The organism is Mesorhizobium salmacidum (SeqCode) (assembly GCF_037179605.1).
GTDB lineage: Bacteria > Pseudomonadota > Alphaproteobacteria > Rhizobiales > Rhizobiaceae > Mesorhizobium > Mesorhizobium salmacidum.
Window position 1 is genome coordinate 19,764 of sequence record NZ_JAPYKS010000042.1, and the last position, 13,126, is coordinate 32,889.

Annotated in this window: 12 protein-coding genes and 1 pseudogene; 9 read left to right on the forward strand and 4 right to left on the reverse strand. The window is 57.5% G+C overall.

What is annotated here, in order from left to right; translation table 11 throughout:
- The first annotated feature begins 26 nt into the window (after positions 1-26).
- The 4 genes from O7A60_RS29800 to O7A60_RS29815 all read left to right on the forward strand — a co-directional run bounded on the left by O7A60_RS29800 (position 27) and on the right by O7A60_RS29815 (position 5,935).
- A complete protein-coding gene (locus tag O7A60_RS29800; protein ID WP_337109262.1) occupies positions 27-1,046 on the forward strand; it encodes a M14 family metallopeptidase in 1,020 nt (339 codons plus the stop codon).
- A complete protein-coding gene (locus tag O7A60_RS29805; protein WP_337109263.1) occupies positions 1,033-1,911 on the forward strand; it encodes a nitrilase-related carbon-nitrogen hydrolase in 879 nt (292 codons plus the stop codon). The genes O7A60_RS29800 and O7A60_RS29805 overlap by 14 nt, the downstream gene beginning before the upstream one ends.
- Positions 1,908-4,214: a molybdopterin-dependent oxidoreductase gene (locus O7A60_RS29810; protein ID WP_337109264.1), complete on the forward strand. Its 2,307-nt coding sequence runs from the start codon at positions 1,908-1,910 to the stop codon at positions 4,212-4,214. Before O7A60_RS29805 ends, O7A60_RS29810 begins: the two co-directional genes overlap by 4 nt.
- 548 nt (positions 4,215-4,762) lie before the next feature.
- Positions 4,763-5,935 carry a hypothetical protein gene (locus O7A60_RS29815; RefSeq protein ID WP_337109265.1) on the forward strand — a complete coding sequence of 391 codons (1,173 nt, stop codon included), beginning with the start codon at positions 4,763-4,765 and terminating at the stop codon, positions 5,933-5,935.
- 572 nt (positions 5,936-6,507) lie between these two features.
- Here O7A60_RS29815 and O7A60_RS29820 read toward each other — a convergent pair.
- The 3 genes from O7A60_RS29820 to O7A60_RS29830 form a co-directional block, all read right to left on the reverse strand.
- On the reverse strand, positions 6,508-7,068 hold the full coding sequence (locus tag O7A60_RS29820; RefSeq protein WP_337109266.1) for an ATP-binding protein: 561 nt from the start codon (positions 7,066-7,068) through the stop codon (positions 6,508-6,510).
- A gap of 2 nt (positions 7,069-7,070) precedes the next feature.
- Positions 7,071-7,340: a hypothetical protein gene (locus O7A60_RS29825; RefSeq protein ID WP_337109267.1), complete on the reverse strand. Its 270-nt coding sequence runs from the start codon at positions 7,338-7,340 to the stop codon at positions 7,071-7,073.
- Positions 7,341-7,449: 109 nt separating this feature from the next.
- A complete protein-coding gene (locus tag O7A60_RS29830) occupies positions 7,450-8,499 on the reverse strand; it encodes an N-acetyltransferase (RefSeq protein WP_337109268.1) in 1,050 nt (349 codons plus the stop codon).
- 1,273 nt (positions 8,500-9,772) lie between these two features.
- Between O7A60_RS29830 and O7A60_RS29835 the strand changes: the two genes are divergently transcribed.
- The 4 genes from O7A60_RS29835 to O7A60_RS29850 all read left to right on the forward strand — a co-directional run bounded on the left by O7A60_RS29835 (position 9,773) and on the right by O7A60_RS29850 (position 11,661).
- On the forward strand, positions 9,773-10,375 hold the full coding sequence (locus O7A60_RS29835) for a hypothetical protein (protein WP_337109269.1): 603 nt from the start codon (positions 9,773-9,775) through the stop codon (positions 10,373-10,375).
- Between the two features lie 4 nt (positions 10,376-10,379).
- Positions 10,380-10,772, forward strand: coding sequence for a TIR domain-containing protein (locus tag O7A60_RS29840; RefSeq protein WP_337109270.1), 393 nt, complete (start codon positions 10,380-10,382; stop codon positions 10,770-10,772).
- Entirely contained in the window at positions 10,769-11,275 is a 507-nt protein-coding gene (locus O7A60_RS29845) for a DUF4231 domain-containing protein (protein WP_337109271.1), read from the forward strand. Before O7A60_RS29840 ends, O7A60_RS29845 begins: the two co-directional genes overlap by 4 nt.
- A 191-nt stretch (positions 11,276-11,466) precedes the next feature.
- The gene (locus O7A60_RS29850; RefSeq protein ID WP_337109272.1) at positions 11,467-11,661 is read left to right on the forward strand and encodes a hypothetical protein; all 195 of its coding nucleotides are present in this window, start codon (positions 11,467-11,469) and stop codon (positions 11,659-11,661) included.
- 332 nt (positions 11,662-11,993) lie between these two features.
- Here the strand turns inward: O7A60_RS29850 and O7A60_RS29855 are convergent.
- Positions 11,994-12,676: pseudogene (locus O7A60_RS29855) on the reverse strand (IS5 family transposase); the annotation flags it as partial.
- 277 nt (positions 12,677-12,953) lie between these two features.
- On the opposite strand from O7A60_RS29855, the gene O7A60_RS29860 reads away from it, so the two are divergent.
- Positions 12,954-13,126, forward strand: a 173-nt coding sequence (locus tag O7A60_RS29860; RefSeq protein WP_337109275.1) for a DUF982 domain-containing protein, incomplete at its 3' end; no start/stop codon positions are given.

A 13,126-nucleotide genomic window follows, 5' to 3' on the forward strand; every position in this document is an offset into this window, starting at 1 on the left:
ACCGCGAGATGGACGGATCAAGAAGCATGAACGAGCGTGTCCCGCAGTCGAAGCCCATTGCTGTGTCCATTGGCGAACGCGGCACAATCAGTGCCGGCACCACGGCAAGCGGGTGCGAGATCAGCATTCCCTACCTGGTCAAGCGCGGCCAAGGCGACGGACCCTGTCTGTGGGTGAATGCCGCCGTACACGGTGACGAAATCAACGGCGTGTTCGCCGCACAGCGGTTTTTCGATCGGCTCGACCCGTCCGTGATGACTGGTAGCGTCGTGGTGACACCGGTTGCCAACGTGCTGGCCTTCGACGAGCGGCGCAAGACGGCGCTGATCGACAGCATCGACATGGATCAGAGTTTTCCTGGCCGGGCGAACGGTTTCGCGACCGAGCGGGCGGCGGCGGCCCTTTTCGATCGTTTCGGCAAGTCCGCCGATGTGGTGATCAACATCCACACGCTTGGCACGCCATTCGATGCCGCGCCCTACGCCGTCTACAAGGTCCATCCGGAAGCGCGGCTCTCCGAAGCTGAATTGCTGGCGCACATAGCGTGTTTTGAACCGACGGTTGCCTGTCGCATGCCCGTCGCCAACGCGTCAGGCGAGTTGCCGGGAAACATCGGCGGTGCGCTGGATTACCAGTCGCTTTCGCTGGGGGCGATCGCTTTCATGGTCGAACTTGGCGGGGGTGGCCGGCTGGAGGAGGATCGCGTCGAACATGGCGTCGCCGGACTCATGCGGCTGGCAGGCAAGGTGGGCATCTTGACCGCATCGCCGGACCCGACAGCGCGCAAAATAAGGCGGGTCACCAGGCGCGCGCACCGGCTGGCCAATGCCGGCGGCCTTTTCGAGCCGAAGGTACTGCCTGGGACAGCGGTCAATGCTGGCGGTAGCATCGGTAGCATCCGCAACCTTTTCGGCGATGTCATAGAGGACATTGCGGTCGAGGTAGATAGCTGGGTGATCGCTGTGAGGCGTGATCCGGTCGTGCACTCGGGCGATCGCGTCGCCTTCCTGGCAACCGAATGGAGCGACGTCGATGTCCCAGCATGAAGGCAGCGACACGCGACCGATCGTCGCCGTGACCCAGTATGCGCCATTGTATGGGGCGGTCGGCACAAATCTCGCTTTGTCCCTGTCAAAGATCGATGAGGCGGCGCGGCACGGAGCCTCGATCGTGATCCTGCCGGAATGCTGCACGACGGGGCTTGTCTTCCCTGACCGATCCCAACTGCTTTCGATCGCCGAGAGCATAGACGGCCCGAGCGTAAAATCGTGGTGTGAGATTGCCATGCGCCTGAACATCTATCTGATCGCCGGGATGGCGGAACGGGATGGAAAACAGCTCTATAATACCGCCGTGATCGTCACGCCTGGCGGGGCTGTTTCGCGCTATCGCAAGGCGCATGTCTTTGGCCGCGAGAGGAGCCTTTTCAGCCTCGGCGAGCAACTCGTTTGCATCGACACGCCTTGGGGGAGAGTGGGATTGGCAGTCTGCTACGATCTCTGGTTTCCGGAAGTGACCCGCGCCCTGGCAAAAAGCGGTGCAACGCTTGTCGCCTCTCCGAGCAACTGGTCCGTCCCACCACGTCAGTCCCAGGATGCCCCAGACGCCGCGCCGATGGCGATGCACCTGGCGATGGCTGCCGCCTGCAGCAATGAAATCACCATCGCCTGCGCTGACCGCACCGGCGAGGAGGGTGGCGTGCGTTTCCTCGGGCAAAGCTTCATCGTCGGCCCCAATGGCCGCCTTCTGGCAGGCCCGGCTGGGGCAAACAGCGATGACTGTCTCCTTGCGGAATGGCCTGACTCGGCGCTGACCCGGACCATGGTGCAAAGCCACATGGAGACGCGCCGTGACGACCTCTACCGAAGTGAGGTTGTGACGCTCGGCACCGGAGGCAATCGGGCGCAATGAGCCGCAGGCTGAGTCACGCGCATTGGGGAGCATTCGAAGCGAACCTGAAGGACGGTCGGATCGTTTCTGTCTCGCCCTTCGGCCATGACAGCCACCCATCGGCTCTGATGCAGTCCGTTCCGAGCGCCGTGCATGCCGCCTCGCGCGTAGCGCAGCCGATGGTGCGCGAGGGTTATCTGCTGCGAGGGCCAGGCGACCTGTCCCGGCGGCGCGGAGCCGAGCCGTTTGTTCCGGTAAGCTGGGAGGAGGCGCTTCAGTTGGTCTCGCAGCAACTGCGCAGCGTGAAGGAAGAGCATGGCAACAAGGCGATTTTCGGCGGTTCGTATGGATGGTCGAGCGCGGGGCGGATCAATCACGCCCGCACGCTTGTCCATCGTTTCCTGTACGGGTTCGGCGGTTGCGTCGATCAGGTGACCAATTACAGCTGGGGTGCGGCGGCAGTGCTGCTGCCGCACATTGTGGGCGGCATCGAAGCCGTTGCAGGGCCTGTCACGGACTGGCCGAGCATCATCACGAACACGAAGCTCATGGTCCTTTTCGGCGGGGCGGCCGAGAAAAACATGCTCGTCACCACGGGAGGCGCCGGTAACCACGAAAGTCCAGGCTGGCTCAAACAGGCGCGGGACGCAGGTGTCGAGTTCGTGTCGATCAGTCCTCTCAAACGCGACTGCAGTGACTGGGTGGGTGCCGAATGGCTGCCGATCAGGCCGGGCGCCGATACCGCCCTGATGCTGGCATTTGCGCACACCTTGATTGTCAATGAACGTGTCGACCGCGCCTTCCTGGACAAGTACACTGTCGGCTACGAGCGATTCCGCGACTATGTCCTCGGCATGGCGGACGGCAAACCGAAATCCCCGGCCTGGGCTGCCAGCCTGACGGGGATTGATGCGGATAGGATTGCTGGTCTGGCCCTGCGCATGGCCGACGCCCGCACTATGCTTTCTGCAACCTGGTCATTGCAGCGCGCCGACCATGGCGAACAACCGTACTGGGCACTCATTGCCTTGGCCGCGATGCTTGGCCAGGTCGGACTGCCAGGCGGCGGATTTGGCTTCGGCTATGGTTCGATCAACGGCATGGGTACGCCGCGTCGACCAACCAGTTCTCCGGCGATGGAGTCCGGCAGGAACCCGCTTGGGCTGGCAATTCCAGTGGCCCGGATGGCGGATCTGCTGCTTCAGCCGGGCGCGACTATCCCATTCAACGGCAAGACCATAACCTTCCCCCACATCAAGCTCGTTTACTGGGCGGGCGGCAATCCGTTCCATCACCATCAGGACATCAACCGTCTGGTCGAAGCCTGGGACAGGCCAGAGACAATCATCGTGCATGAGATCTGGTGGACAGCGACGGCGCGTCAGGCGGACATCGTATTGCCCGCAACGACCACCTATGAGCGAGATGATATCGGGGCGTCACCACGCGACCGCTTCATGCTCGCGATGCCGCAACTGATTGAACCGGTTGGCCAAGCGCGCAACGACTACGACATCTTCAGTGATCTGGCAGGCCGGCTTGGTTTCCAGGAGCACTTCACAGAGGGCCGCGATATTCGTGGATGGATCGAGTATGCCTACGATCTATGCAGGTCCAGAGCTCGAACGCAAAACGTCGATCTTCCTGAGTTCGACAAGTTCTGGAAAGATGGTTTTGTCGAAATGCCTGCGCCGGATGAGGAGTTTGTTCTGTTCGGCGATTTCCGTGCCGACCCCATAGCTCACCCGCTTCGCACGCCATCGGGGCGCATTGAAATCTTCAGCGAGACGATTGCTGGCTTCGGTTATGAAAATTGCCCTGGCCATCCTGTCTGGTTGCCTCCGAAAGAATGGCACTCGGCAAAAGCCGCTGAGCGGTTTCCGCTTCACCTGATCTCAAATCAGCCTCCGACGCGACTTCACAGCCAGCTCGACGACGCAAAGCTGAGCCGCGAGTCAAAAGTGGCTGGGCGTGAGCCGATTTTGATCAACAGCATCGATGCGGCGGCCCGAACGATCGAGAATGGCGACACCGTGCGCGTCTTTAATGACCGCGGCGCATGCCTCGCTGGTGCATTGCTGTCGAGCGATGTCATGGAGGGTGTTGTGCAACTGGCGTCAGGCGCCTGGTACCACCCTGAAGCGTACGCGACACCGGGGTCGCTAGATCTTCACGGTAACCCAAACGTGCTGACGCGCGACGAAGGCACATCATTCCTCGGCCAGGCCCCCTCGGCTCAGTCTGCTCTCGTTGAGGTGGAAAAATTCACTGGCGAGCGAGGGCCAGGCAATTTTGAGATGCCCGAGGTTAAGCAAAGCCAATGAGCGTGAGCTGCCGGTATCAGCTGCCTGCGGGCTGGTTACCTGCGGTCTCATTGCAATGAATTTTTATCGGCTTCGCCAGATCATACGAGATCATACGAGGGATATGGGTTGGCAAACCAGCCGCTACATATCTATTTTCTGTACAAACGCGGACCCCCCGGGCCCGGCATAATTTTTGATTTTGCAACGAAATAAAATGCGCTCGTTGGAGCGGTGACGGTACTTAGCGCGAGTTTTGAGCCTTGCGCTCGGAGTCTGCTTTTGAGATGCGGCTGCGGTCTGCCAAGGACCGAAATGGAGGCGCGAAGCGGACCCGCCTTTGGGCACGGCGAGGCGGCACGTTTGCGCGGCATGTTAGCCTTTCAGTATTGTTGCTCACGAAAAAGCTGCCGTTCGTTCCGGCTTGACCGAACTCGATACGGGTTATCATTGTATTAGCTTCCACACGAAGACTCGGTGCTCGACAAGCGTCGCTATCTCAGTCATCAGTTCAACGCAACCAAATGGAAGACGAATAGCCTCCGTCTGATTACAGGCAGGGCTTTTCGATGAGCCAATTTGAGGTGGTTTGGGATGGATTCATAGAGGTTATGTCTTCAAACAAGAGCATAGCGGTCTGGTGCGCGCCTATATCTGGTGAGGCCGGCATTAAATTCGAGGTGCATTTTAACTATTGGCGCATGCCGGACAGGCCACAACGCATTCCATGGTTCCGGCGGGCACAAATCCGCGAGCACTGCGACTTCGCCGAGATCGGCATCATGGTCGAGGACGTTCGTCTCGTCGACAAACTCTTCCTTTACCTTCCTGCTACGCTCGCCCCATCGGAAATAGGGGATTGCTCGCCTTATTTTGTCGAGCGCGATGTCGTCCAGGGTATTTTCAACGAGCTCCTGACCGCACAGGCGCGAACCTCCGGCCCACTCGTTCTTAAGCGCAGCAATGGCCGCATCTTCTGCAGGATGCATTGGTTCTCTCCGAATGCCGCCCAAACCGGCATAAGCAACACTGAACTCACGGTCCGCGCATTTGATGTTGGTACCCTCTGCACGATCCAGCCTGCCGCGCTGCGAGCGTGCGAAGCGAAGAGCGGCGCATCGCGCGCTTATTTTCGGCTCCGCATCACCATGCCGGCGGACAAAGAGAACAACCCCTTCGTCGAAGATATCCCAGTATACGATCGCGCCCTGCTGAGCGGCTATGATCAGATTGAGTATCTGGACTTTCGCCTCAATGAAGCACGCACGCTTCCGACCGTGGTTGAAACGCGTATGGCATCTGACCAGCCGGCGAGTGCTGCGCACATGACGCTGGTCGCTTTTTTGACTGCGGTTCCGGTGAGTGCAGAGCTGTCGGTTGCCAATACCGAGTTCCACAAAATGCGGCTCCTCGAATATCCGATCTGGTCGACCTACGCACCTGGCCTACCAAGAGGCATGGTGGTCTATCACTGGAAGAGAACTGCCAAGGGCAAGCCGATCACCGATTTTTCTGCCTTCGTAAAGCTTCAGATCCGGCGTAGCGGACGTGCAACACTTGTTCGCTATCTCGGTGTAGCTTTCGCGTTTGGTGTGCTCGGCAACTTGACGGCAGGCTGGTTGCAAGATCCCGTGGATCATGTTTTCATGGCGCTATGGACCGGGCTCTGCGGCCTTGCGGCCCTCCTGTTGGTGACAGGAAAATTGCTCTGGACCTACGTTCTCGATGCCTTGCGTCGCTAGCGTTAGGTGGTACCTCTCCCAAGGAATTTGAGTTAGGATCGTTTTCGTGAGCCATTTACCGTATTGGATATCCACCCGCTGCGCATCCCTCGGAGTCGCTCCCTTGGCGCCGCGAGAAGCGGAGGCACTCGCGTTTCTCATGCCGCTTTCGGAAGACTATCCTGGCATTGACACTTGGTATCTGACCAAGGTCGTGCCAGGCCTGCACACTGGGACGCGTCAGCTGCTGCGAATCGAGCGAGATGGCCAGCTCGTGGGTCTGGGCATCGCTAAGCGCGAGGCAAGCGAGCACAAAATCTGCACTGTGCGCGTCGCGCCCTACTATGCCAAACGTGGCATCGGCCTTAGAATATTCGATGGACTTTTGACGTGGTTGGACGTGGATCAGCCGCACCTTACCATCAGCGACAGCAAGCTTCCGCTCTTCGAGCGCATCTTCGACTATTATGGCTTCCGACTAAGCTCGCGTCGCTACGGCCAATATTTGCCGATTGGTGTCGAGCTCGGCTACAATGAAGCAATATTCGCAGCGGTCGAACAGCCCCGCGAGATCGACCCAATATATGCGGACGTCATCCAACCCTCCTCAACAGGTCATCGATCAATTGGTCGAGTTGGAATACGTCCTCGACCTGCGCGTGTGCCAGCGGAAGGTTAAGGATCGCAGCATAGGTGCTAACCGTGTCGCGCTCCGCCTGCATGAGTCGCGCGAGGTCGGCCAATGAGCGTCTCGGACGGATCCGGGGTGCAGTGTCTCGTCGTGACGCGAGCACCTCAATCGAAGCTTCGAGCAAGATGAATCCATCTGGTCGCAAGGCAGCGATCGCCTCAACCGGTACGGGCACAAGGTGCTTGTCATTGTCGATGACCGCATGACCGTCTACTAGGACCGGAGACGCCTCGCGTCCGGTGCGTGCGCGGTCGAGGGCCGCACCCAAAAGCAGCTGATTGTCGCGTATCGCCATGTCGCTGCCCGTCCTAAGCGCCTCGGTCGTCTTGCCCGTCGCTTCACTCAGCAACGCGCTCGCGCGAAGATAAAGCCACTCCGGATGCCGGGCGACATAGTCCAAACACTTTGACGTCTTGCCTACTCCAGAGACGCCTAGCACCAGAATGCAGGGACCCCACAACACGCCTAGAACAGCGCCAGTTGCCGCACTGGCGGCGGAATGTAACGATACGATTGAGGAGCAGTGAAATTGTCGATGAGCGACTGTGGCTCTATCGGCGTCTCGAAAATGGTAAGTGCGCCGATCCTCAACGCATAGGCCTTGTCGCGTCCCTTAAAATAGGTGTCGAAATATTCCTTACTGATTCCCGAGGCTTGGTAAGTACGCTCCCACAACTGTTCGGGATTGTCTTCTAGGATTTCTGCGATCTCGAACTCGGCGACGAGCTGCCCCACCGGCCTCGTAGAATAGATTAACACAGTGTGCACGTCGCGCCGGGTGAAAATTCTGCGCCGAAATTCGAAAAGCTTAACCCCACTCAGGATATTGGCTACGTGAACTGGCCTAATCGACAACAATACCCGCATTAACCTCTCCCAGCTCAAGCAGTCGATCGAAGTCTGCGCGAGGCAACTCGACCAGGTCAGGGCGCTGACGCTCGGTCAAAATCCCCTCATCCAGCAGCGTCTGCCGGATCACCCTGCGAGTGAATGCGGCATTATAGGTCAGCTTAGCAACCCCCATCCGGTCGGATGTGACATATTTCTCCCGCAGCTCCGCCTCGCTAAACACGCTGCGGGGCCTCGTATAGGCGAGGTAAGCGTCGATGCCTCTGAAATCACTTTTCCGCCGTACCTCCTCGACGACGCAAACAGACGTCACCACCGAGCGATAGCGCGCCTGGCCAGCCCGGTCGCTTGTCCGATAAAAGATAACCGGATCTCCCGGCCGCATACGCTGCAGCGCGAGGCCCGAGATATATACCTTGTGTATGGTGTTAGTATGCGACACGTCCTCGATGATATCCTGCGGCTCATTGTTGAGGATCGAGTCTGGCAGAAGGCGCGTGTGATACTCAGGGTAGATTGCTAATAGCCAGAATTTTTGGCCTGCCGCGCGGATGAACGGATAGCGCTTCAGCGGATCATCATCATGCTCCGTGAGTGAACGCAAATAGACCTGTTCAACGCCATTGTCGGTCGTCTTGGTGCCGGCGTGGACGAAACCGTAGCGCTCGAACAGCGTGATCAGGTCCTGATGGACCTCGAAGACCGTCACATAGATGCCATCGGCACCCGTGACGAGCGCGGTATCGACGATTTTCTTGATCGCCCGCTCGCCGAGCTTCGTGCCTGCTGGCTCGATCTTGAGTGTACCGACCTTAAGCCAGGCGCGATCGGGCAGGGGCGGGGCTACGTCTGTGACCGGCCCATCCTCGCGCTTCAGATAGATCATGCCGCTAATCTTGTGCCCGTCGGCAACAATGTACAGCGGCTCGTTCGCCTTGCCCGCAAACCAGTTAGAGAAACCGTTGTAACCGGCCTTGAGGCTGTCGAAGAACGGATCATCAAGCGAGACGTCCCGAAAGCGGGTGAGCCTTAACTGTCGTGCCATGAATTTCCCCCACCAGCGGCTATTACTAGCGGACGAAACAGTGTGATTGAAGAGCGAATTACACAAATGAGCAGGGTATTTGTCTATGCCTATGGTCGCGACCGTATGAGCGGCTCAGCGGCGCTGAGGTTGGCTCCAGAATGGCCGTCTTGACTGTGTAGCTCCCGCGATCCCTGGTATAGGCGACTGGCTAGGTCGGCCGCCGCCGCGCGGCGGCGCGTAGATGGTTGTGGGTTCTTTCCGTATGACAGCAAGAAGAAAGAGCATATGTTGTTGGATTAGGCCGAATGCTTCGAAAAAGGGAGAAGACAATGACTATGCGTCAACATCACTTCGTGCTCCTTCTTGCTGCGTTTGTTTTCACCCGCCTTGGAACGCAACAGGCGATTGCTTAAGATTTACACTTTGGTGTAAGATCTGGTGGCGTAGATGACCATTTAGTGTGGGTCGTGTCCGCCCAGGAATCCGCCTATTCCTGAGTGCGACACCAGCTACCCTGTCCTCGATGTTAGGATAAATGTCAACAAGAACGGGCCGGGTTGAACGCCGTCTTCCTCGGGCGTGCCATGCAAGGATTCCTGATTTTGCGAATATGAAAGTTCCTTTGCGGCGACTTATCATGCGCCTGCGAACCGGCCGCGGCAGGTGGTGTGGTCATTTTGTTATGAATCCTGTTAAGGGAAGTCTGCGCAAAGTCGAGGGTGCGGAAATGGACAACTATCAACTACTTGAGGACCGGGTGTCCTACTCATTGGTCAAATCGTGAGGCGTTGGGGGCGTATCCCGTGGGCCTGGGGCCAGGTCGGGTCATTTCAAACTATGGCGAAGGCGCGTCATTTGCGGTCGCCTCGCGCCATGTACCCAGACGTCCCGGTTGGCTTCGTTCCAGACCTAAATGCCGGCGACTTTCCGTCGCGAGGAAGGCGCCCACCTGTTCCCAGGTAGTCACCCACTCGTCAAACGGTTCGTCGACGGTTCGGTCCCCGCGGTCGAACTTTTGCATATCGTGTGATGATGGCAGCGATGCGCGCTTCAAATGTCATTGGATATCCCTCGGAGCGTCATCGCCACGGACGCGGACGCCACGGCGTTTTCGAGAGCGTCGACGGCCCCTTGGTCCGGGTCGATTTTGGGCGCACGGATGCGGCGCGTTTGTATGTCATCGTTGTTCCTAAAGTTGGCAGACATCAACTAAGCGGTTGATTGCCGAAATTTGTAGTGTTCAACCCGAAGATCACGATCTACAGATAAGAAAGGGCCGGCGAAAAGAGGGGTGCAGAACGTGACCTTAATTACCGAAGCGCAGTTGAAAAAGATCGCCAGCGACAGTCGAGGGCTTAGAACCGCAGCTACCATATTGAAAGAAGAAACAGCGAGCGCTGCGACCAAGTCGTCCTTTGACGCCTTTCTCTCGCATTCTTTTGCGGACGCTGAAATAGTACTTGGTGTCAAACGGTTATTCGAAAAAATGGGCATGTCCGCCTACGTCGATTGGATCGAAGACCAGCATTTAGATAGAAGTAAAGTAACCGCGGATACTGCTGATCTGCTTAGAACGCGCATGAAGCAGTCGAAGTCACTGGTGTACGTACACTCTAACAACTCCCCCGCATCCAAATGGATGCCTTGGGAGTTGGGGTACTTCGATGCTTCTAAAGGGGCTGTAGCAGTCCTTCCTGTTGCTAAAAGCGATTCTGAAACCTTCTCTGGACAAGAGTTTTTGGGTTTGTACCCGTATATAGACAGCCTCTCTCCCTCGATGCTTTTCATAAACAAAGGAAAGGCGCCACGCTCGAGGCTAGGTAAGGTCGACGCGACCACGACTATTAGAAGTGCAAAGTCGTGGTTACAGGACGTAGCGGGTGTTAGGAGCTAGCCATATGAAGCGCGTTTTTATCAGCTTCAGAAATGAAGACCGCAATAAGGTTAACGGGCTGCGCCTGCTCGCGGCAAATCCGGATTTCGCTATTGAATTTTATGATGAGTCTGTTCGAACAGCTATTAATAGTGCTAATGCTACCTACATTCGCACTAAAATAAAAGAGAAGATAAGTCGGACCAGCGTGACGGTGTGCATGACTAGTGAATTGACCCATACTAGCCAGTGGGTGGACTGGGAACTCGAGGAGAGCCTCGCAAAAGGTAACGGCATCATTTTTATGGGGTTTAAGGATGGGCCGGCCAATATCAGGCTGCCCGAACTTGGAAGACGATTGGATATGAAGTGGTGGCTTTGGGACTATCGCCATCTGGCAACGTTGATAGGCCAATGAGCGCGCCTGGCTCAACAGAAAGCGAGCCGGACTCTGGGTATCAACGGCTCGAGCAGCAAATTCGATGGTACGATTCCAAATCTGGCGACGCTCAACGGTGTTACAAAAACGTCAAGATCGCGGAATTCATCCTCAGCGCACTAGTGCCGCTTACGGCACTTTGGAACGGCTGGGTCACGGCTGCTCTCGGCGTGGGGGCAGTGGTGCTAGAAGGCCTGCAACAGCTGAACCAGTGGCAGCACAACTGGATCACTTACAGATCGACGTGCGAAGCCCTACGACATGAAAAATACTCCTTTTTGGGCGGATCAGGATCCTATGATGGATTGAGCAAAGACGAGGCGCACATGGCGCTCGTAGAGCGGGTTGAGTCGCTCATCTCAACGGAACACGCGAAGTGGATCAGTAAGCAGGAATACGAACTCAATCTTGCTGCAAAAAAGCGAGCGCAGTCTCCAAGAAAGGGCAAGGGTAGCGGCGCTAAGGGCCATCCAAATTCCTAATTTGCGGATGTGAAACTTTCCTTTGGACACTGGTCTTTGCGCCGAGAGACCGGAAACGCGATCCCGCCCCGTGTATGCCCTGATCCGCATCGCCGTCTCGGCTAGCGGCACCGGCCACCTTGACAGGAAAAGTGATTTTGCGGCCGGCGCCAGGCAGGTTACGGTGCGTCATCACGATGAGGAGGATCAAAATGAAGACATTCCTCGCAATCGGCGCAGCGTTGGGCCTGTCCGTATCCGCCGCATCCGCGGACTGCGCTTATCATCAGTCTACGGCATCGGCGACGGTGGACACGACCAAGACGGCCAGCGTCGAAAAAACTGACATGACGAAGGCGTCGGACGCGCAGCAGGTCAAGAAAGAACTGCCGCCGAAGCCGGAGTAGGGCCTACCGGATGCCGCGTAGCCGCTGCGCCGCCTCGATCCTTTCCACCACACGACGGCGGGCACTGGTTGCGTTGTCGGAGCGCAGACTGGCGTCTGTCGTCTCTTAGGCCGGGAAGCCGGTCAATGTCACTTCATAGAGGTTGATCTTGGTGACTGAGACTATCTCCACCGTCCAGCCACTCCTCTTCAGAAATTGGCCAGGCTGTAGCCTGTGAAGTGGGCTTTTTCTAAAGGTACGCGTGGTCTAGCCATAGACTCATTAAATCGGCACCATATTCGAAAAGAAGCGAGTTTGACGCTTGCAAGGAAGTTGTCGTCCCGCTTGTCATATCGAGTGGCGATGGCGCGGAAGTGTTTGAGTTTATTGAAGAAGCGTTCGACGAGGTTTCGAAAGCGGTAGAGCCAAGGGCTGAATGCCGGGATGTTTTTGCGGTTCGGCATCGGCTTGATGTTGGCCCAGGCGCCGCGTTGCTCGAGGCTGGCGCGCAGTTCGTCTGCGTCATAGGCGCGGTCGGCAAGCAGGATCTGGCCATCGCTCTGCCCGCTCAACATTTCCCAGGCGCTTCGACCGTCATGGGCTTGGCCCTCGGTCAGCTTAAGAGCGATCGGCAGTCCTTCGGCGTCAACGAGCGCATGGATCTTGGTCGTCAGGCCGCCCCGCGAGCGACCCATGCAACGGGATCGGCCATCTTTTTTTGGGCGTTTGCACCATGCTGATGGACGCGGATAGAGGACGAGTCGATCATTTGGATATCTCCATCGTAAGCCTTTGAAACGGCTTCCAGTAGCCGGTCCCACACACCTGCCCGACGCCATCGGTTGAAGCGGTTGACGCAGGTCGTATGCGGCCCGTAGCGGGCTGGAATATCTGCCCATGGCGCGCCAGTCCGAAGCCGCCAGAAGATGCCGTTCAAAACCCGCCGATCATCAACCCGCGCCACGCCACGAACCTTGTTCGGCAAGAGCGGCTCAATAGTCGACCGTTCAAAGTCCGTCAGATCAAAACGCGCCATATCAGACCTCCTCAATCGAAAAGATTGAATCAGTCATCGCGCGTTTTGGGAATCCACTTTATGGGTCTATGGCCTAGGGAATGAGACCCCCATATTTTGAATTGGAAAATGTGCGGGTTTTGGCACGCGCGGTCTCCAAAAAGGCGTTGCTGGCGCGATGGGAAGACCCCCTTGTTGGGGGGGGATGGTCAATACGCCGTTTGGTCTACTGTAGAGGTCATCGCACCCGCCCTACAATTTGCGTGTTGTTTCGGCACGCAACCTAACGGAGTCACCGATGGCGCCCCAACTGTTTTCGAAGCCCGTTTCAGTATTCGTCGGGATGGGCTTTCCGCGTGATATCGTCTCTGTGGCGGAAGCTTATGAACTGCTGAACGGATGGCCGGGCAGCCGCAGCCCGACATTCACAGCCGCGCTCTGTGTCTGCCAATCTGCTTTGGTCGGTGACAA

Coding starts and splice junctions, on each gene's coding strand:
- O7A60_RS29810 (WP_337109264.1), top strand. CDS start 1,908: ATGAGCCGCAGGCTGAGTCACGCGCATTGGGGAGCATTCGAAGCGAAC.
- O7A60_RS29815 (WP_337109265.1), top strand. CDS start 4,763: ATGAGCCAATTTGAGGTGGTTTGGGATGGATTCATAGAGGTTATGTCT.
- O7A60_RS29850 (WP_337109272.1), top strand. CDS start 11,467: ATGAAGACATTCCTCGCAATCGGCGCAGCGTTGGGCCTGTCCGTATCC.
- O7A60_RS29800 (WP_337109262.1), top strand. CDS start 27: ATGAACGAGCGTGTCCCGCAGTCGAAGCCCATTGCTGTGTCCATTGGC.
- O7A60_RS29805 (WP_337109263.1), top strand. CDS start 1,033: ATGTCCCAGCATGAAGGCAGCGACACGCGACCGATCGTCGCCGTGACC.
- O7A60_RS29830 (WP_337109268.1), bottom strand. CDS start 8,499: ATGGCACGACAGTTAAGGCTCACCCGCTTTCGGGACGTCTCGCTTGAT.
- O7A60_RS29840 (WP_337109270.1), top strand. CDS start 10,380: ATGAAGCGCGTTTTTATCAGCTTCAGAAATGAAGACCGCAATAAGGTT.
- O7A60_RS29845 (WP_337109271.1), top strand. CDS start 10,769: ATGAGCGCGCCTGGCTCAACAGAAAGCGAGCCGGACTCTGGGTATCAA.